This is a genomic window from Shewanella halifaxensis HAW-EB4, from assembly GCF_000019185.1.
Classification (GTDB): domain Bacteria; phylum Pseudomonadota; class Gammaproteobacteria; order Enterobacterales; family Shewanellaceae; genus Shewanella; species Shewanella halifaxensis.
Map to the genome: position 1 here is coordinate 521,776 of NC_010334.1, position 18,489 is coordinate 540,264.

At 47.2% G+C, this 18,489-nt stretch carries 16 protein-coding genes; 15 read left to right on the top strand and 1 reads right to left on the bottom strand.

The annotated features are described in order from the left end of the window. Window positions 1–2 precede the first annotated feature (2 nt). Entirely contained in the window at window positions 3–1,484 is a 1,482-nt protein-coding gene (gene glpK / locus SHAL_RS02240) for a glycerol kinase GlpK (protein WP_012275573.1), read from the top strand. 28 nt (window positions 1,485–1,512) lie between these two features. Here the strand turns inward: glpK and SHAL_RS23185 are convergent, their stop codons facing one another. Further along, window positions 1,513–1,977, bottom strand: a complete 465-nt coding sequence (locus tag SHAL_RS23185; protein ID WP_012275574.1) for a hypothetical protein — start codon at window positions 1,975–1,977, stop codon at window positions 1,513–1,515. Window positions 1,978–2,481: 504 nt separating this feature from the next. On the opposite strand from SHAL_RS23185, the gene mraZ reads away from it, so the two are divergent. The 14 genes from mraZ (at window position 2,482) to ftsZ (ending at window position 18,370) form a co-directional block, all read left to right on the top strand. Continuing rightward, window positions 2,482–2,940, top strand: coding sequence for a division/cell wall cluster transcriptional repressor MraZ (gene mraZ, locus SHAL_RS02250; protein ID WP_012275575.1), 459 nt, complete (start codon window positions 2,482–2,484; stop codon window positions 2,938–2,940). Between the two features lie 29 nt (window positions 2,941–2,969). Next, window positions 2,970–3,917 carry a 16S rRNA (cytosine(1402)-N(4))-methyltransferase RsmH gene (gene rsmH / locus SHAL_RS02255; protein ID WP_012275576.1) on the top strand — a complete coding sequence of 316 codons (948 nt, stop codon included), beginning with the start codon at window positions 2,970–2,972 and terminating at the stop codon, window positions 3,915–3,917. Window positions 3,918–3,934: 17 nt separating this feature from the next. After that, complete coding sequence (gene ftsL, locus SHAL_RS02260) at window positions 3,935–4,249, top strand: cell division protein FtsL (protein WP_012275577.1); 315 nt, start codon at window positions 3,935–3,937, stop codon at window positions 4,247–4,249. After that, window positions 4,246–5,982, top strand: a complete 1,737-nt coding sequence (locus tag SHAL_RS02265; protein WP_012275578.1) for a peptidoglycan glycosyltransferase FtsI — start codon at window positions 4,246–4,248, stop codon at window positions 5,980–5,982. Before ftsL ends, SHAL_RS02265 begins: the two co-directional genes overlap by 4 nt. Next, complete coding sequence (gene murE, locus SHAL_RS02270; RefSeq protein ID WP_012275579.1) at window positions 5,982–7,448, top strand: UDP-N-acetylmuramoyl-L-alanyl-D-glutamate--2,6-diaminopimelate ligase; 1,467 nt, start codon at window positions 5,982–5,984, stop codon at window positions 7,446–7,448. Before SHAL_RS02265 ends, murE begins: the two co-directional genes overlap by 1 nt. After that, complete coding sequence (locus SHAL_RS02275) at window positions 7,445–8,824, top strand: UDP-N-acetylmuramoyl-tripeptide--D-alanyl-D-alanine ligase (RefSeq protein ID WP_012275580.1); 1,380 nt, start codon at window positions 7,445–7,447, stop codon at window positions 8,822–8,824. The genes murE and SHAL_RS02275 overlap by 4 nt, the downstream gene beginning before the upstream one ends. Further along, a complete protein-coding gene (gene mraY / locus SHAL_RS02280) occupies window positions 8,824–9,906 on the top strand; it encodes a phospho-N-acetylmuramoyl-pentapeptide-transferase (protein WP_012275581.1) in 1,083 nt (360 codons plus the stop codon). The genes SHAL_RS02275 and mraY overlap by 1 nt, the downstream gene beginning before the upstream one ends. A 29-nt stretch (window positions 9,907–9,935) precedes the next feature. Then, window positions 9,936–11,255 (top strand): UDP-N-acetylmuramoyl-L-alanine--D-glutamate ligase, encoded by a 1,320-nt coding sequence (murD, locus tag SHAL_RS02285; RefSeq protein ID WP_012275582.1) that lies wholly within the window; start codon window positions 9,936–9,938, stop codon window positions 11,253–11,255. Beyond that, window positions 11,245–12,465 (top strand): cell division protein FtsW, encoded by a 1,221-nt coding sequence (ftsW, locus tag SHAL_RS02290; protein WP_012275583.1) that lies wholly within the window; start codon window positions 11,245–11,247, stop codon window positions 12,463–12,465. Before murD ends, ftsW begins: the two co-directional genes overlap by 11 nt. Before the next feature lie 8 nt (window positions 12,466–12,473). Then, complete coding sequence (gene murG, locus SHAL_RS02295; protein WP_012275584.1) at window positions 12,474–13,571, top strand: undecaprenyldiphospho-muramoylpentapeptide beta-N-acetylglucosaminyltransferase; 1,098 nt, start codon at window positions 12,474–12,476, stop codon at window positions 13,569–13,571. Window position 13,572: 1 nt separating this feature from the next. After that, window positions 13,573–15,042, top strand: a complete 1,470-nt coding sequence (gene murC / locus SHAL_RS02300) for a UDP-N-acetylmuramate--L-alanine ligase (protein ID WP_012275585.1) — start codon at window positions 13,573–13,575, stop codon at window positions 15,040–15,042. 105 nt (window positions 15,043–15,147) lie between these two features. Next, the gene (locus SHAL_RS02305; RefSeq protein WP_012275586.1) at window positions 15,148–15,912 is read left to right on the top strand and encodes a cell division protein FtsQ/DivIB; all 765 of its coding nucleotides are present in this window, start codon (window positions 15,148–15,150) and stop codon (window positions 15,910–15,912) included. Between the two features lie 3 nt (window positions 15,913–15,915). Then, the gene (gene ftsA, locus SHAL_RS02310) at window positions 15,916–17,151 is read left to right on the top strand and encodes a cell division protein FtsA (protein ID WP_012275587.1); all 1,236 of its coding nucleotides are present in this window, start codon (window positions 15,916–15,918) and stop codon (window positions 17,149–17,151) included. Window positions 17,152–17,182: 31 nt separating this feature from the next. Next, entirely contained in the window at window positions 17,183–18,370 is a 1,188-nt protein-coding gene (gene ftsZ / locus SHAL_RS02315) for a cell division protein FtsZ (RefSeq protein ID WP_012275588.1), read from the top strand. Window positions 18,371–18,489 lie beyond the last annotated feature (119 nt).

An 18,489-nucleotide genomic window follows, 5' to 3' on the forward strand; every position in this document is an offset into this window, starting at 1 on the left:
AAGTGTCAAAGAAATACATCATTGCACTGGACCAAGGTACAACCAGTTCTCGAGCCATAGTGTTTGATCACAGTACTAATATGGTCGCTAGTTGTCAGCGTGAGTTTAGCCAGATGTACCCTAAACCGGGCTGGGTTGAACATGATGCAATGGAGATTTGGGCTTCGCAAAGCTCGACTCTCATTGAGGCATTAGCCCGAGCCGACATTCATAGTGAAGATGTTGCCGCCATCGGTATTACTAACCAGCGTGAAACCACGGTGATATGGGATAAGGCCACAGGCAAGCCCGTTTACAATGCAATCGTGTGGCAGTGCCGTCGTAGTAAAGCTATCTGTGATGAGCTAAAAACACAGGGGCTTGAAGATTATGTAAAGCAAGCAACAGGTTTACTACTCGACCCCTATTTCTCTGGCACCAAAATTAAGTGGATTTTAGATAATGTCGATGGGGTAAGAGAGCGTGCTGAAAAAGGTGAGTTACTGTTTGGCACCATTGATACCTGGTTGGTATGGAAGCTAACCGAGGGGCAAGCCCATGTTACCGATCCGACTAATGCATCACGTACCATGTTATTTAATATCCACACCCAAGAGTGGGATGAGACTCTGCTTAAGGCGCTCAATATTCCGCGCTCAATATTACCTGAGGTAAAACCTTCATCGGCGGTTTATGGTCATACCCGTATCGTGGGTGAAGGTAGCCATATTGCTATTGCGGGTATGGCGGGCGATCAGCAGGCGGCGCTATTTGGTCAGCTTTGCATTGAAGAGGGCATGGCCAAAAATACGTACGGTACCGGGTGTTTCCTGTTGATGAACACTGGTACTGAAGCCGTTCAGTCACAACATGGGTTATTAACCACCATCGCAATTGGGGCTAATGGCGAAGTGAATTACGCGCTAGAAGGCTCGGTATTTATGGGCGGTGCTACGGTGCAGTGGCTTAGAGATGAGCTTGGGCTTATTCGTGATGCGCAAGATACCGAGTACTTTGCCTCTAAGGTTGAAGATACTCACGGGGTATATTTAATTCCTGCATTTGTTGGCTTGGGCGCACCATATTGGGATCCGGACGCAAGAGGAGCCTTAGTGGGGTTAACTCGAGGCGCTAATCGTAACCATATCATCAGGGCCGCACTTGAGGCGATCGCCTATCAAAGTCGTGATTTGCTCGATGCCATGGCTAAAGATAGTCGTGTTGAACTTAAGCAGATTAAGGTCGATGGCGGTGCGGTGGCGAATGATTTCTTGATGCAGTTTCAGTCAGATATTACCAATGTCGAAGTTCAGCGACCAGATTTGACTGAAACCACGGCCATGGGCGCAGCATTTTTAGCTGGGTTGGCGGTCGGGTTTTGGGATTCAACGGATGAACTAAAGCTTAAGGCCGGAGTGGAGCGCAGCTTTACGCCGCAGATAACGGCACAAAAGCGCGATAGTTTATACCAAGGTTGGCAAAATGCGGTGGCTCGGACTCGATAAGTCATAACGGCAACTACTTAAACTGAAACTATACATTGATGTCGATCTTAGTGTGGGTCGACTCTTTTAGTTTCGTTGAGGACTCTCTCTGCTTTGCAGAGGACTCCCCCCGCTCTGTTGAGATAGCAGGCTCAGTTGACTCAGTTGACTCAGTTGACTCAGTTGACTCAGTTGACTCAGTTGACTCAGTCGATTGAGCGGTTTGTGATTGTGCTAGCTCCTCATCTTCTGTTTCTTTAGTCCGCCGGTCTCCTCTTGAGCCTTTTCTTCTCTCTAGGCCTGGGTCGAGTTGGTAAGCAATTTGTTGGTCTTTACGCCTATCATCGGTTGAAGAGCGTCTTTCTAGGTGAGGCGGAAGCTGAGACTGCGGCGGCTCATGGCTATCGGCAGAGATTGCTGCGCTGTTATCGATACGTTTTACTATTGCCTTAGTCTTCAACTTGGAAAGGACAGGCTTAGCAAGCATGGCGTATACACTATCTAAGCTAATCATTTGACACTCCTAGTGTTAAGTAAGGTTACCTATTTATCGGCATGAGCTGATTAAAATTTAGCCTTTGTTTGGGAGGGTGGCTATTTGTCCTTTTAGTGATTGGTTAAATTTGAAACTGATTTGGTTAATTATGTTTAACTTACAGCTCCCCTATCTCGAGATACTTGCGCATTTATCTTGCCAATTTTGATTAGTTTAATTCTCTTCAAAGCCAAGTTTATGGGAATAATATCCACATAGGGCTTTCATTGTTGCCAATTAACCCCTGTCTTCTGTCTGTTTTTCCTACTTTTTAGCTAAGAAGTGGCATGTGATCTCCACATAAATCCCTAGTACGCTATTTCGTTTCATTAGAATCAAAATACGCTGCTAGCCCGCTTGGTTGCTGGATCTTAAATAAGCGGCTTTCCTTGACAAGTCTTGCGTTCTATCCCTAAACTTAGCTGTTGTGGGGAAATGTGGATATTTGTGGGTAATTTATAGAACAACAGGGATGACAATAAGGTGTTTTCTGGGGCCAGCGCTATAAACCTTGATACAAAAGGACGGATCGCAATTCCGAAGCGATACCGTGAGCCGCTGCACGCCTGCCATAATAGTCAACTTGTGATCACTGTAGATATCCAATCCTCTTGTTTATTGCTGTATCCCATTCAAGAGTGGGAAAAAGTTGCAGCTAAACTCGCGTTACTTTCCGACACACAGCCTACCGAAAGAGCAATTAAACGCATGTTGCTCGGATATGCCCACGAATGTGAATTAGATGGTAACGGCCGCATGCTGTTGCCAACGCCTTTACGTCAATATGCCAACTTAGATAAGCGGGCGATGTTAGTCGGCCAGCTCAATAAGTTTGAGCTTTGGGATGAGGCGGCATGGCAACAACAGATTGAGCAGAGTCGATTAGCGATTCTTAATGAAGATTTGGCTGCTAACGAACGTTTGGCAGATTTTTCACTTTAGCGAGTGATACTTAAAAGTAGAAGAAACCCATGACACAAGAATTTGAACACCTATCAGTACTGTTAACGGAAACGGTTGCAGGCTTAAACATAAAACCTGATGGCATCTATATTGATGGCACATTTGGTCGTGGTGGTCATTCTAGAAAAGTTCTTGAGGAACTTGGACCGAATGGAAGATTGATTGCTATTGACCGAGATCCACAGGCGATCGCAGCGGCTGAGCAGTTTAAAGATGATAGCCGCTTTCAAATTGTGCATGGTGGTTTCGGTCAGTTGGCCGACTACGTCGAAGACTTAGGCCTGAAAGGCAAAATTGATGGTGTATTGTTGGACTTTGGCGTGTCATCGCCGCAGTTAGATGATGCTGAGCGTGGTTTTAGTTTCTTAAGAGACGGCCCGTTAGATATGCGTATGGACAACTCTCAAGGGCAAACTGCAGCGCAGTGGTTGGCGCGTGCCGAGATAGAAGACATGGCGTGGGTATTTAAAACCTATGGCGAAGAAAAAAACTCTCGCCATATTGCGCGCTGTATTGCCGCCGACCGTGAGAAAGCCCCATTTTTACGTACCAAAGAACTGGCAGATTTAATTGCTCGTATCACTAAGAACAAAGAGCGTAACAAGCATCCAGCTACTCGTGTATTCCAAGCTATCCGTATTTATATCAACAGTGAGCTTGAGCAGATTGACCAAGCACTAGAGGGCGCATTAACGGTATTGGCGCCTGAAGGGCGTTTATCTGTGATCAGCTTCCATTCGCTTGAAGACCGTATGGTGAAACGTTTTATTCGTCGTAATAGCCAAGGTGAAAGTGTGCCTCATGGCCTGCCTATCACTGAAGAAGAGATTAACAAATCACGTAAACTGAAGGGCGTAGGTAAGGCGATTAAGCCGTCAGCCGAAGAAATTGAGCGTAACGCTAGAGCGCGCAGCTCGGTGCTACGTATTGCCCAACGCTTACCTTACGAAGCATAAGTGAGCTTGAGGCTAGCGTGAGTAAATCGCAATTGAATTTAACTCGAATTGTGCTGCTGGATCTTTGGCATCACAAATGGGTAATGATTTTAGCATTGCTAGTTGTACTTAATGCCATTGCGGTTGTGTACACCAGCTATGAAGGGCGAAAGTACACTAGCCAGTGGGATCAGTTATTACAGGAAAGAGACAGGCTGGATATTGAATGGCGTAACTTGCTTTTAGAGGAGCAGTCACGTTCTGAACATAGCCGGATAACTCGGATAGCGACCAAAGAGCTAAATATGAATCGTCCGCTACCCAAAGATGAGGTTGTCGTAAGAGTGCCATGAGCAAACAGGCAAAGCGTAAACAGAAACCACAGTTAATCCAATGGCGTTTATACGTCGTGGTGGCTTTTGTCTGCCTGTTGTTTACAAGTTTGGTTGGTCGAGCCGCTTACATTCAAATCATCGAGCCCGAAATGCTACGCCACCAAAGTGACATGCGCACATTGCGTACCACGAGTCGTGAAGTGCAACGTGGCTTAATCACCGACCGTAATGGTGAAATGTTAGCGGTGAGTGTGCCAGTAAAAGCGGTATACGCCGATCCTAAAGTTATACATGATGAGGATGGTTTTGCCGATATGCGTCGTTGGCAAGCATTAGCAGACGTACTGCATGAACCGAAAGAAGATATCCTTAAACGAGTTCAATCGAATCCTCGTAAGCGTTTTACCTACCTTAAACGTCAAGTAACCCCTGCAGTTGCTAATTATATTCAGCAATTGGATTTACCGGGTGTTTACCTTAAACCTGAGTCACGTCGCTACTATCCAACTGGTGAGATCACGGCGCAATTGGTGGGGATCACCAATATCGATGACAAAGGCATCGAAGGGCTAGAAAATACCTATGACGACTGGCTTACTGGCACGCCGAGTAAGCAAAAAGTACGTAAGTCTCGTGATGGTCACGTAGTTGAGCGCCTAGACATGGTGCAAGAGGGTGAAAGCCCTAATGACTTAGTGCTGAGTATCGATCAGCGCATCCAGCAGCTGGCTTATCGAGAGCTTAAAAAAGCCACTGAGATCAACCAAGCCACATCGGGCTCAATCGTGGTGCTAGATGTACTAACGGGGGAAGTGTTAGCGATGGCAAATACGCCATCATATAATCCCAACTCTCGTGAAAACCTACAGAGCTATCGCATGCGAAATAGGGCTTTGACTGATGCCTATGAACCGGGTTCAACCATCAAACCATTTGTGGTTGCTGCAGCACTCGATGCCGGAACAATTAAGACAGATCAAATCATTAAGACCAACCCCGGGCGTATGCGTATCGGTGGCAAAATTGTACGTGATGGGCGTAACTACGGTGATTTATCTTTGAGCGGCGTATTAGTTCACTCAAGCAACGTTGGTATGACTAAAATTGCGTTGTCTATGCCAGTACAAGAGTTATTGGGCGCCTACCAAACAATGGGGCTCGGTAATTATTCAGGGATTAATTTAGAGGGTGAAAGCGCAGGCCTTATCCATGACCGTCGTCGCTGGTCTGAATTTGAGCGCGCCACTTTGTCATTTGGTTATGGCTTGATGGCCACACCACTGCAGCTTGCCAGAATGTATGCCACTTTGGGAAATAAAGGCGTGCAGTATCCCGTGTCAATTTTAAAACTAAAACAAGCGCCACAAGGCACACAAGTCATTTCACCACAGGTCGCGCAAGATGTCATGGAGATGCTGGTGGGGGTGACCGAAAAAGGTGGCACCGCACGTAAGGCACACATTGAAGGTTATCCTGTTGCGGGTAAAACCGGTACCGCTCGTAAGGCTGTTGCTGGCGGGTATGGTGAAGACTATGTGGCAATATTTGCCGGTGTGGCCCCTGTACATACACCGAAATTAGCCATTACCGTGGTGATAAATGAACCTAAAGGTGATCGTTATTACGGTGGCGATGTCGCCGCTCCGGTTTTTGCGGCCGTCATGTCAGGTGCCTTACAAATGCTAAACGTTGAGCCTATTTCAAAACGTGAGAAGGTCCGTTTAGCAGCTAATTCTAGGAGTGTTGAATAATGCTAATTCGCGATCTATTAGCGCCTTGGTTTCATTATTCGGGAGCCGAAGAGTTCTCTGAGCTCACATTAGATAGTCGTGCTGTTCAGTCCGGCTCGCTGTTTGTTGCGATTCCAGGCTATCAAGTCGATGGTCGAAAGTTTATAACTGCCGCCTTTGAGCGTGGCGCAAGTGCAGTTTTAGTGCATACCGATTCGCCAGAGGAGCACGGTAAGCTTGTTCATGAGGCGGGCTTACAGATTTTATTTTTCCAGCTGAATAGACAAATTTCTGCCTTGGCTGCACAAGCTTACCCGCTGTCTCAAGTACGGCCGCAGATTATTGGGGTGACGGGCACTAACGGTAAAACCTCGGTAACTCAACTGATTGCTCAGTTGCAGTTGCTACAAGGTAAGCAAACTGCGGTGATGGGCACCTTAGGCAATGGCCTATGGGGTGAGCTAGTCGATAGCGGCAATACCACGGCCGATCCCATCACTCTTATTAAGCAGCTGCAAAACTTTGAGCAACGCGGTGCCGATACTTGTGCAATGGAAGTCTCTAGCCACGGGCTAGTGCAGGGCAGAGTTGAGGCTGTGCCGTTCGATGTAGCGGTATTTACCAACTTAAGCCGCGACCACCTCGATTATCACCATACGATGGACGCCTATGGCGCAGCTAAAAAGCGTTTATTCCAGTTCGCCACTTTACGCGCGGGCTTAATTAATTGTGATGATGCACTCGGCCGAGAATGGCTTACTGATTTAGCATCAGACAAGGTTATTGGTTTTAGTATCAAAGGCGATTCTAAGGCTGCAATTTATTGCAAAGATTGTCATTTCCACGATGGTGGCGTGTCGTGCACGCTGGTGTGGCCAACGGGTGAGGCCAAGCTTAATTCACCGTTATTGGGTGATTTTAATCTTTCAAATTTATTGGCGGCGCTCGGCGCGCTTTACCTACTGGGTGAAGATATGCATGCGCTAGTGGCACTTGCTGAGAAGCTCGAGCCGGTTGCGGGTCGCATGGAGCGTTTTACCACTAAAGATGAAGTCACATTGGTTGTGGACTATGCCCATACCCCTGATGCGATAGAGCAGGCGCTAAAAGCGCTTAGAGTGCATTGTAAAGGCAAACTTTGGTGTGTATTTGGTTGTGGTGGCGACAGAGACAGGGGCAAGCGCCCTATGATGGCTGCCAGTGCCGAACAATTTGCCGACCGGGTGATGGTGACAAGCGATAACTCGCGTAGTGAAGACCCAAATGCGATCATTGCCGATATTTTGGCTGGGTTACAACACCCCAAAAACGCGTTAACACAAGTTGATCGCCAAACGGCCATTAAAGACGTTGTGGCTCAGGCTGTCGCTGGCGACATGGTATTGCTCGCGGGTAAAGGCCATGAAACCTATCAAGAGATTAATGGTGAAAGATTGAATTACGATGAAAGAGCATTCGCGAAAGCGATTGCCGAAGGTGAAGCATGATTAGTGTTTCTTTATCCGAGCTAGCGACACGCTTAAAAGGTCAGTTGATTGGTGATGATCTGTTTATCGACAGTGTCTCCAGTGATAGCCGTGCTGTAAACAGTCAAACCCTATTTGTAGCACTGAAAGGTGAAAACTTTGATGGCCACGCTTTTGCACAAGCCGCTGTCGATGCTGGCGCGAATGCGCTACTCGTAGAACGAGAGTTACCGATAAATGCAACCCAACTTATCGTCAATAACAGCCAGAAGGCTATGGGTGAAATTGGCGCTTATGTGCGTGAGCAAGTTGCACCTACTTGTGTTGCATTGACCGGCTCGAATGGTAAAACCAGCGTAAAAGAGATGATAGCGACTATCCTGTCGCAAAAGCATCAAGTGCTCTATACCGCAGGTAACTTCAATAACGAAATTGGGGTGCCGTTAACTTTGTTGAGGTTGCAACAAGGCGACGAGTTTGGCGTGTTTGAGCTCGGGGCAAACCACGCTGGTGAGATTGATTATACCTCTAGCTTAGTTAAGCCAAGTGTGGCCATGGTGAATAACGTGGCTTCGGCCCATCTTGAAGGCTTTGGTTCTCTTGAAGGCGTTGCTAAGGCAAAATCTGAGATCTTTAACCATATTAGTACTGGTGGCACCGCGGTTATTAATGCTGATGATGCATTTGCTGATGTCATGCTTCAGGCCTCTAGTCACGTTAAGCAGTTATGTTTTGGTGTTAAAAATGAAGCGTCGAGAGATCTTGATGTTTTTGCGACAGATTTGATTGCTGACACCTATGGGCGTTATGCCTTTAGCCTTTGCTATGATGCAGAAGTTCATAGAGTTGAGTTGCCGTTAGCAGGGCGTCATCAAGTGTCTAATGCCTTGGCGGCAACCAGCATCTGTATCGCGCTAGGTTTATCCCTGCCCCTTATTTGCCAAGGGCTTAGTCTGCTACAACCAGTAAAAGGGCGCATGCTTCCAAGTCAACTTGGACGAGTAACTGTGATAGATGACAGTTACAACGCCAACCCTGCTTCAGTGGGGGCTGCAATTGACTGGCTTCAAGAAATTAAAGGAAATCGCTGTTTAGTGCTGGGCGATTTGGGCGAATTAGGCGACAATGCCGCCCTTTTGCATCGCGAGCTTGGAGAATTAGCCAAGGCCAAAGGCGTTAGTGCGCTATTTTGTGTTGGTACGCTAAGCGAAGGTGCGAGTCATGCTTTTGGTTCCAAACACTATCACGATATCGATGGCTTAGTTGCGGGGTTAGTTCAATACATTAATGAATTACCTGCTGACATCACAGTACTCGTGAAAGGTTCTCGCAGTGCGAGAATGGAACGTGTAGTTGAAGCTTTAACAACGGCTTATGGTCGCGGGGAGTTTGTTTAATGCTGGTTTACCTGGCTGAGTATTTAACCCAGTTTTACAGTGGGTTTAACGTATTTTCATATGTCACCTTTCGAGCCATTCTTGGCTTGATGACTGCATTGATGTTTAGTCTTTGGTGGGGACCAAAGATGATTGCCCGTTTGCAGCTGATGCAGATTGGTCAAGTCGTGCGTAACGATGGTCCAGAATCACATTTTAGCAAGCGTGGCACGCCGACGATGGGTGGCCTATTGATCCTTGCTGGTGTGTTTATCAGCGTCTTGCTTTGGGGTGATCTTGATAGCCGCTATGTATGGGTCGTGCTGTTTGTGCTCGGTAGCTTTGGCTTAATTGGCTTTATCGATGATTATCGTAAAGTGGTCCGTAAAGACACCAAGGGACTGATTGCTAGATGGAAGTATCTGCTGCAATCCTTGGCCGCACTATTGATTGCGGTTTACCTGTATGCCTCGGCGCAAAGCCCCGGGGAAACCCAGCTAGTGGTACCTTTCTTTAAAGATGTGATGCCGCAGCTTGGCGGGTTCTTTATTGTATTGGTTTATTTCACTATTGTGGGTTCAAGTAACGCAGTGAACTTAACTGACGGTCTCGATGGCTTGGCGATTATGCCTACCGTTATGGTCGCGGCAGCATTTGCCTTGATTGCGTATTTGTCTGGTCACGTTCAGTTTGCTAGCTACTTACATCTTCCTTACCTGCCTGGTGCGGGTGAGCTTGTGATCGTGTGTACGGCAATTGTTGGTGCTGGTTTAGGCTTCTTATGGTTTAACACCTATCCTGCGCAAGTGTTTATGGGCGACGTTGGTTCACTATCACTTGGCGCGGCATTAGGCACTATCGCAGTATTGGTACGCCAGGAGATCCTATTGGTGATCATGGGCGGCGTCTTCGTCATGGAGACGGTATCGGTAATTCTGCAGGTAGGCTCTTATAAATTACGTGGACAGCGTATCTTCCGCATGGCTCCCATTCATCATCATTATGAGTTGAAGGGCTGGCCGGAACCGCGAGTCATCGTTCGTTTTTGGATTATCTCCTTGTTCCTAGTCCTACTTGGACTGGCAACCTTGAAACTTAGATAACGGATTAAACTGGATTAGATAGGTCTGATATGGCTCAGCAATATTCACACATAGTTTTAGGTTTAGGCGCAACAGGTTTATCTGTAGTGCGTTACCTGTGTGGGCAAGGCATCGTTCCTTTAGTGATGGATAGCCGAAACCAGCCTCCAGGGGCTGACACATTAGCAGCAGAGTTTCCTCAAGTTGAGTTGGTAACTGGCGGTTTTGACTGTCGTTACTTAGTACAGGCACAGCAGATCATTATTAGTCCTGGTATTGCGTGTGAAACACCTGAAGTCAGGGTTGCATTCGATATGGGGATCGAGGTGATCGGTGATGTTGAACTTTTTGCTCGAGAGGTGAGCCAAGGTTCTGCCAAGGTTATCGGGATCACAGGCTCTAATGGCAAGACCACTGTCACTACCTTAGTGGGTGAGATGGCTAAAGCCTGTGGCTGCTCTTATGCCGTCGGTGGCAATATTGGTGTGCCTGCACTGGATCTACTGCTCGAGCCTAAAGAGTTATATATCTTGGAGCTATCGAGTTTTCAGCTAGAGACAACCCATAGCTTGCAGTGTACTGCAGCAACGTGTCTCAACATTAGCGAAGATCATATGGATCGTTACAGCGATCTAGAGTCATATCGTCAGGCCAAGCTTAAGCTGTATAAGCAGAGCAAAATGGTGCTGTTTAACCGTGAAGATGCGTTAACAGTACCGAATAACCCAACCAACCAAGAAAGTTTTGGTTTAGATGCGCCAGAAATGGATGCATGGGGAATTTCTGGCGGAATGATAGTACATGGTAGTAGCCAGATCATGGCCGTTAGCGATGTGGCGCTAGTGGGTAGTCATAACCACGCCAATATCATTGCAGCGATGGCGTTAGCGACTGCCGCAGGTATTGAACGAGACTTTCAAATTGAGGTGGCTAAGACGTTTTCAGGTCTTGCCCATCGCTGCGAAGTGGTTGCTGAAATTGCCGGTGTCACGTATGTCAACGACTCTAAGGCAACCAATATTGGTGCTACGGTCGCAGCCATTGACGGCTTAAGCGAGCACTTAGGTGAACTGATTTTAATCGCCGGCGGAGACGGTAAAGGCGCAGACTTTAAACCGTTAGAGCCTGTGCTTGAGAAGGTGAGTCAGCTAATCGTTTTAGGCAAAGACGCTGACAAGATCGCTGCATTAAAACCTGAGGCGATAAAAGTGACCACGATGGCAGAAGCTGTGCTGAAAGCCAATGAACTTGCCACTGCAGGTGATATTGTTATTTTATCACCCGCTTGCTCTAGCTTAGATATGTATCCTAATTTTATGGCGCGTGGCGATGAATTTCGCAGCTTGGTAGAAGCGCTTCATGGCGAGTAGTGAGAAGCAGTTAAGCCTATTTAGCAACCGCTTTAAGTGGTCGTTGCCGAATTTGTTTAATGATAACTCTGCTCCAGGGATGCAGCTGTACGATAGAGCATTGTTATTTGCTGTTTTGTCGTTGATCTGTTTTGGCTTTGTGATGGTGATGTCAGCCTCTATGCCTGAGGCACAAACGTTAACGGGTAACCCGTTTCATTTTGTGTGGCGTCATGGTGCTTATTTAATCGGTTGCGTAATTATTGCCGCGGTAGTGTTGCAAATAGAGATGCGTCATTGGCAACACTTTAGCCCATGGTTGCTGGTTGTGGTTGGCATCATGCTGGTAGCGGTACTGTTTGTGGGCACAACCGTTAACGGGGCAACGCGTTGGTTATCGATTGGGCCTATCCGTATTCAGGTAGCCGAGGTTGCTAAGTTTGCCTTTGCCATATACATGGCAGGCTACTTGGTACGTCGTCACCAAGAGATTAGAGAAAACGCCAAAGGCTTCTATAAGCCTATTGCTGTTTTTGCCGTGTATGCTTTTCTGATTTTGATGCAACCTGATTTAGGCACCGTGGTCGTACTGTTTGTGGGTACCGTCGGTTTACTGTTTTTAGCGGGCGCGAGATTACTGGATTTCTTCGCGCTGATCTTAACCGGGATATTGGCATTTGTGGCCTTAGTATTACTTGAGCCCTACCGAATGCGACGTGTGACTTCGTTCCTCGATCCTTGGCAAGATCCGTTTGGTAGCGGTTATCAGCTGACTCAGTCACTGATGGCTTATGGACGCGGTGATTGGTTTGGCCAGGGCTTAGGCAACAGTATTCAGAAGTTAGAGTATCTGCCGGAGGCACATACCGACTTTATCTTTGCCGTGATTGGTGAAGAGTTAGGATTTATCGGCATTATCGCCGTATTAGCTGTGTTGCTATTTGTCGCACTTAGAGCGATTAAGCTAGGCAGTATGTGTTTAGCACTTGAGCGAGCATTTGAAGGTTATCTTGCCTATGGCATCGGGATCTGGATCTGCTTCCAAACCGTGGTCAACGTTGGCGCCAGTATTGGTATGTTGCCAACCAAAGGATTAACTCTGCCATTTATTAGCTATGGCGGTAGTAGTTTATGGGTCATGACGGCGGCAGCCATGCTGCTTATCCGGATTGATCATGAAAGACGATTAAGCGTTATTCAGGCCGTTGAAGGCCGGACAAGTAAACAATGAGTGAATTAATGACTAACCAAGCTGAAGAAAAACGCATTTTAATCATGGCTGGCGGTACTGGCGGTCATGTATTTCCTGCGCTAGCGGTTGCTAAATATTTGAGTCAGCAAGGCTGGAAAGTGCGTTGGTTAGGTACCGCCGAGCGAATGGAGGCGAGGTTAGTCCCTCAACATGGCTTCGATATCGATTTTATTGATATTAAAGGTGTGCGCGGAAATGGCTTGATGCGAAAGCTCGCAGCACCGTTTAAGATTATCCGCTCGGTGATGCAAGCTCGTGCAGTGATTAAAAAGTTTAAACCCCATGTGGTGATGGGGATGGGCGGCTTTGCTAGCGGTCCGGGTGGCGTCGCTGCAAAACTGAGTGGTATCCCTTTGGTTCTGCATGAACAGAATGCGATTCCGGGAATGACCAATAGGTTGTTATCGCGTATTGCCTCAGAGGTATTATGCGCGTTTGACGGTACATTTACCGACATTAAAGCTGAAACCGTCGGTAACCCTATTCGTAAAGAGCTTATTGCCCTAGGCGAAAAGCGAAAGCCTGTTTGTGACGATGATTCGCTCAAGGTACTTGTTGTCGGCGGTAGCTTGGGAGCAAAGATTTTTAATGATGTCATGCCAAGTGTATTAGAAGGGGTGAGCAAAACCCATTCAATGACGGTTTGGCATCAAGTTGGGCGTGACAACTTAGCGACCGTTAAAGCTGAATATCAGCGATTAGGTCAAGATGGCAGTGTAAGCGTCGCCGAGTTTATTGATGATATGGAAGCGGCTTATCGCTGGGCGGATGTAGTGGTGTGCCGCTCAGGAGCGTTAACCGTATCGGAGTTGGCCGCAGTCGGTTTACCGAGTCTGCTAGTGCCATATCCACATGCCGTAGATGATCATCAGACTAAAAATGCCAAAGTATTAGTCAACGCTGGGGCAGCATTTTTACTGCCACAGCCAATAGTCGATACCAGCAAGTTAATGACTAAATTGTCGATGCTGGCATCTGATAAACAAGAATTATGCAATATGGGCCAGCGTGCTCGAGACGTAGCAATCTTAGATGCAACTCAAAGAGTTGCCAACGTCTGCATTCGTTTAGCTGAAAAGGGTTGAGATGAGTAACAAAGCAGAGAAGTATTCGCAGCTAAGATCCATGATCCCTGAAATGCGCAGGGTTAAGCACATCTATTTCGTTGGAATAGGTGGTGCGGGCATGGGTGGCATAGCGGAAGTGCTTGTTAATGAAGGTTACAAGTTAAGTGGTTCAGATATCGCTGAAAGTGCGGTAACTCAGCGATTAGCTCAACTTGGCGCGACAATTTATATTGGCCATGATGCAAGCCAAGTGAAAGGTATGGATGTAGTGGTTGTGTCAACCGCTATCAGTGCTGACAACCCAGAATTAGTTGCAGCAAAAGAACTTAGGATCCCCGTGGTACGCCGTGCCGAAATGTTAGCCGAGCTGATGCGTTATCGCCATGGTGTCGCTGTTGCGGGTACCCACGGTAAGACCACTACCACGAGTTTGATCGCTAGCATTTATGGCGAAGCAGAGCGCGACCCTACCTTCGTGATCGGGGGCTTGCTCAATAGTGCAGGCACCAACGCTAGATTAGGCCATAGCCGCTATCTTATTGCAGAAGCGGATGAGAGTGATGCGAGCTTCTTGCATCTTCAGCCGATGGTGAGTGTGGTGACCAATATCGAAGCTGACCATATGGACACCTATGAAGGCGATCTAGAGAAGCTTAAAACCACTTTTGTCGACTTCCTGCATAACTTGCCTTTCTATGGGGTTGCCGTCGTCTGTATCGACGATCCTATTGTGCGTGAGCTTATTCCACGTATTGGTCGTCGCATCGTGACTTATGGTTTTAGCGATGACGCGGATGTACAGGCGCTAGATTTTAAACAAACGGGTTATAGCTGTGAGTTCACGGTTAAGCGTGCAGGGCTAGCTGATTTGCGCTTATCAGTTAACTTACCGGGTGAGCATAATGTGTTAAATGCGCTGGCTGCTATTGCCGTTGCGACTGAAGATGATATTGAAGATGCAGCCATCATTAAAGCGCTAGCCGAGTTTCAAGGTATTGGACGACGCTTCCAACAAATTGGTGAGTTCGCGACAAGCAAAGGCGAGATTAAATTGGTCGATGACTATGGTCATCATCCGAGTGAAGTGGCTGCAACGATTAAGGCTGCCAGACTTGGTTGGCCTGAGCGTCGTCTGGTGATGATCTACCAGCCACATCGCTACAGTCGTACCCGCGACCTGTATGAAGACTTCGTAGAGGTCTTATCGCAAGTAGACTGCCTATTAATGTTAGATGTATACGCCGCGGGTGAAGCGCCAATTCCTGGTGCCGATAGTCGCGCCCTATGCCGCTCGATTAGAGTTCGTGGTCAGGTTGAGCCGGTGTTTGTAGCGAGCACTGAGCAGCTAGAAACTATCTTGCCAGAGATATTGCAAGGCGGTGACTTACTGTTGACTCAAGGGGCTGGCAGTATTGGATTGTTATCACGTAGTCTTACCGAATCTAATCTAGGTTTTGCTGCTACGGGTAAAGATGAAAAAAATGCGTAACTTAGCGTTAGATAAGTTAAGTTACACATCAAATTTTGACGCTTGGGATAAGGGCTATATAATGGCCGGTTTTCTGGGGTTACGGTTGCAAAAGGAAGCCTAAAGGTGTCTTGGCGCGAGAAAGGTCAGCGTGTTCGAGTCTTGCTTTCGCAAGCCGACTGGTATCTGTGTTTTGGTGTGGTGTTTTTACTGTGTGTATTGATAGGCTTATCAATGGCAGTGATGAAGCTCAATGCCGTATTAAATGATGCTGATGCGTTACCGATTGAGGCGGTTGCGATTAAAGGAGAGCGCTTATACACAGACGATAAAGAGATCCAGATAGCATTACAAGACTTGATGCAGAGGAGCTTTTTTTCGGCAGATGTGACTCAAGTGCAAGAAGCACTGGAAGCGTTACCTTGGGTTTATAAAGCCTCCGTACGACGTGAGTGGCCAGCCAAGTTAAAAGTGTATTTGGTTGAACAAAAACCAGTTGCACATTGGAATGGTGATGCTTGGCTCAATATTTACGGTGAAGTGTTTGATGCACCAGTGAAAGAAGGTATATCTAATTTACCTTTATTGACCGGGCCTGAAGAACAAAGTAAGTCGGTGCTTACGACTTACCAACAGCTTGGTGAGTTATTAAGAATTAATGGCTTTAACTTACAAAGTTTAAGTTTAAGCCCAAGACATGCTTGGCACGCTGAGTTAAACAATGGCATTAAGCTAGAGCTCGGTCGAGAAGACAAGATGGCAAGGATACAGAGATTTATCCACGTCTACCCCAAACTTGCTAAGCAAGATAAACAGGTAGCTATTGTGGATTTGCGCTACGACACAGGTTTGGCCGTAGGTTGGGATGATGCACAAAAAGAGAGCCGTTAATTAATGACCAAGAATCTAGATAGAAATCTGATCGTGGGATTGGACATAGGGACATCAAAAGTCGCTGTGATCATTGGTGAAGTATTGCCTGACGGTGAGATCAGCATAGTCGGCCTTGGAAACCATCCTTCGAGAGGGATGGACAAAGGCGGCGTTAACGATCTCGACTCTATCGTCCGCAGTGTACAAAGAGCACTGGACCAGGCTGAGTTAATGGCTGACTGCCAAGTTTCTTCAGTATATTTGAGTATTTCGGGCAAGCATATCGAATGCCAGAATGAAAATGGCATGGTGTCGATTAACGATGAAGAAGTGACTCAAGAAGATGTCGACAATGTGATTCATACCGCTCGTTCGGTAAAGATCCCAACAGAACGTCGTATCTTGCATGTGTTGCCACAAGAGTACGCAATCGATGTTCAAGACGGGATTAAGAGCCCGATTGGCATGTCAGGTATGCGTATGGAAGCCAAAGTACATATCGTGACTTGCGCCAATGATATGGCGAAGAACATCACTAAGAGTGTTGAGCGCTGTGGTTTAAAAGTTGATGACCTTGTGTTCTCAGCAATCGCTTCAGCCGACTCTGTACTTACTGATGATGAAAAGGATCTAGGGGTCTGTTTAGTCGATATCGGCGGCGGTACTACAGATATTGCAGTTTATACCAATGGCGCACTACGTCATTGCGCTGTGGTTCCTGTTGCGGGTAATCAGGTGACTAATGATATCGCTAAGATATTCCGTACACCGTTATCCCATGCAGAACAGATTAAGGTACAACACGCTAGCGCCCGCAGCGCGATGGTGAGCCGTGAAGATAGTATTGAAGTTCCTTCAGTAGGCGGTCGCCCTTCACGTAGTATGTCGCGTCATACACTTGCGGAAGTGGTTGAACCTAGATACCAAGAATTATTTGAACTGATCTTAAAGCAGCTACGTGATAGTGGCTTAGAAGATCAGGTTGCGGCGGGCATTGTCATTACCGGCGGCACGGCATCAATTGAAGGTGCTGTGGATATTGCCGAGGCAACATTTGGCATGCCAGTACGAATGGCGCAGCCGCTGCCAGTTAAAGGATTACATGAATATGTGGATCAACCTATTTACTCTACCGGAGTTGGGTTGCTTCATTATGGTGCGCGCAGAGTGATCGAACGTCAGTTCGAGCGTCCTGAGCGACAAGGGGTCACCAGTCTTTGGAATCGGGTCCAGAGTTGGTTTAAAGGCGAGTTTTAGTTAATAACGCAGGCAGAACGGAGAAAAGACCATGTTTGAGATCATGGATAGTCATTCAGACGAAGCGGTGATTAAGGTCATCGGTGTCGGTGGCGGTGGCGGTAACGCTGTCGAGCATATGGTTAAACACAACATCGAAGGTGTTGAGTTTGTGGCAACAAATACTGACGCACAAGCGCTGCGTAAGTCTGCTGCATCAACCACAATTCAATTAGGTCGCGACGTAACTAAAGGTTTAGGGGCAGGCGCAAACCCTGAAATCGGTCGTTTGGCGGCAGAAGAAGACAGAGAAAACATTCGTAATGCGATTAAGGGATCGGACATGATCTTTATCGCAGCGGGTATGGGTGGTGGTACCGGTACTGGTGCTGCACCAGTGGTTGCAGAGATTGCACGTGAAGAAGGTATTCTTACCGTTGCTGTCGTGACTAAGCCTTTCCCATTCGAAGGCAAGAAGCGTATGGCCTACGCGGATCAAGGTATTGAGCTGCTTGCTAAGCATGTGGACTCGCTAATTACGATTCCAAACGAAAAGTTACTTAAAGTGTTAGGTCGTGGCACCTCTTTGTTAGATGCGTTCGCCGCAGCTAACAACGTACTACTTGGCGCCGTTCAAGGTATTGCAGAGCTAATTACTCGCCCTGGTTTGATTAACGTCGACTTCGCCGACGTGAAAACGGTTATGTCAGAAATGGGTAATGCCATGATGGGCACAGGCGTTGCGAGCGGTGAAGACCGAGCCGAAGAAGCGGCAGAGGCAGCTGTTGCCAGTCCACTACTAGAAGATATCGATCTTGCTGGCGCTCGCGGTGTTCTTGTGAATATCACTGCTGGTATGGATATGAGCATCGAAGAGTTCGAGACTGTGGGTAACCACGTTAAGGCTTATGCATCTGACAACGCAACAGTGGTTGTGGGTGCGGTAATCGATCCAGAGATGTCAGATGAGCTACGTGTAACGGTTGTTGCTACGGGTATTGGCGCTGAAAAGAAGCCAGATATCCAGCTTGTCTCTAAGCCAGCTCCACGTCCAGAACCAATTGTTCCGGCTGAACCTCGCGTAGAGAGCTTTGCTGCTGAAGATGCGATTGCGCCTACTATGTCACACGGTAATACTGCAGCGGCAACTCAGCCACAAGTCGCAACGCCAGTGGCCGAGAAAAAGAACGAACTTGACTACTTAGATATTCCAGCGTTTTTGCGTAAGCAAGCTGATTAACTTAAACGTTAATAAATAGTTAAGAAATATAAGGCAATACTAAAGTGTTGTCTAAAAGCTGAGTGAATTTTGGTTAATTTGCAAAGATATGCTAAGATATCCGACCAGCATCGCCTATA

Coding starts and splice junctions, on each gene's coding strand:
- SHAL_RS23185 (WP_012275574.1), bottom strand. CDS start 1,977: ATGATTAGCTTAGATAGTGTATACGCCATGCTTGCTAAGCCTGTCCTT.
- rsmH (WP_012275576.1), top strand. CDS start 2,970: ATGACACAAGAATTTGAACACCTATCAGTACTGTTAACGGAAACGGTT.
- ftsZ (WP_012275588.1), top strand. CDS start 17,183: ATGTTTGAGATCATGGATAGTCATTCAGACGAAGCGGTGATTAAGGTC.
- murE (WP_012275579.1), top strand. CDS start 5,982: ATGCTAATTCGCGATCTATTAGCGCCTTGGTTTCATTATTCGGGAGCC.
- murG (WP_012275584.1), top strand. CDS start 12,474: ATGACTAACCAAGCTGAAGAAAAACGCATTTTAATCATGGCTGGCGGT.
- murD (WP_012275582.1), top strand. CDS start 9,936: ATGGCTCAGCAATATTCACACATAGTTTTAGGTTTAGGCGCAACAGGT.
- ftsW (WP_012275583.1), top strand. CDS start 11,245: ATGGCGAGTAGTGAGAAGCAGTTAAGCCTATTTAGCAACCGCTTTAAG.
- mraY (WP_012275581.1), top strand. CDS start 8,824: ATGCTGGTTTACCTGGCTGAGTATTTAACCCAGTTTTACAGTGGGTTT.
- ftsA (WP_012275587.1), top strand. CDS start 15,916: ATGACCAAGAATCTAGATAGAAATCTGATCGTGGGATTGGACATAGGG.
- murC (WP_012275585.1), top strand. CDS start 13,573: ATGAGTAACAAAGCAGAGAAGTATTCGCAGCTAAGATCCATGATCCCT.
- SHAL_RS02275 (WP_012275580.1), top strand. CDS start 7,445: ATGATTAGTGTTTCTTTATCCGAGCTAGCGACACGCTTAAAAGGTCAG.
- SHAL_RS02265 (WP_012275578.1), top strand. CDS start 4,246: ATGAGCAAACAGGCAAAGCGTAAACAGAAACCACAGTTAATCCAATGG.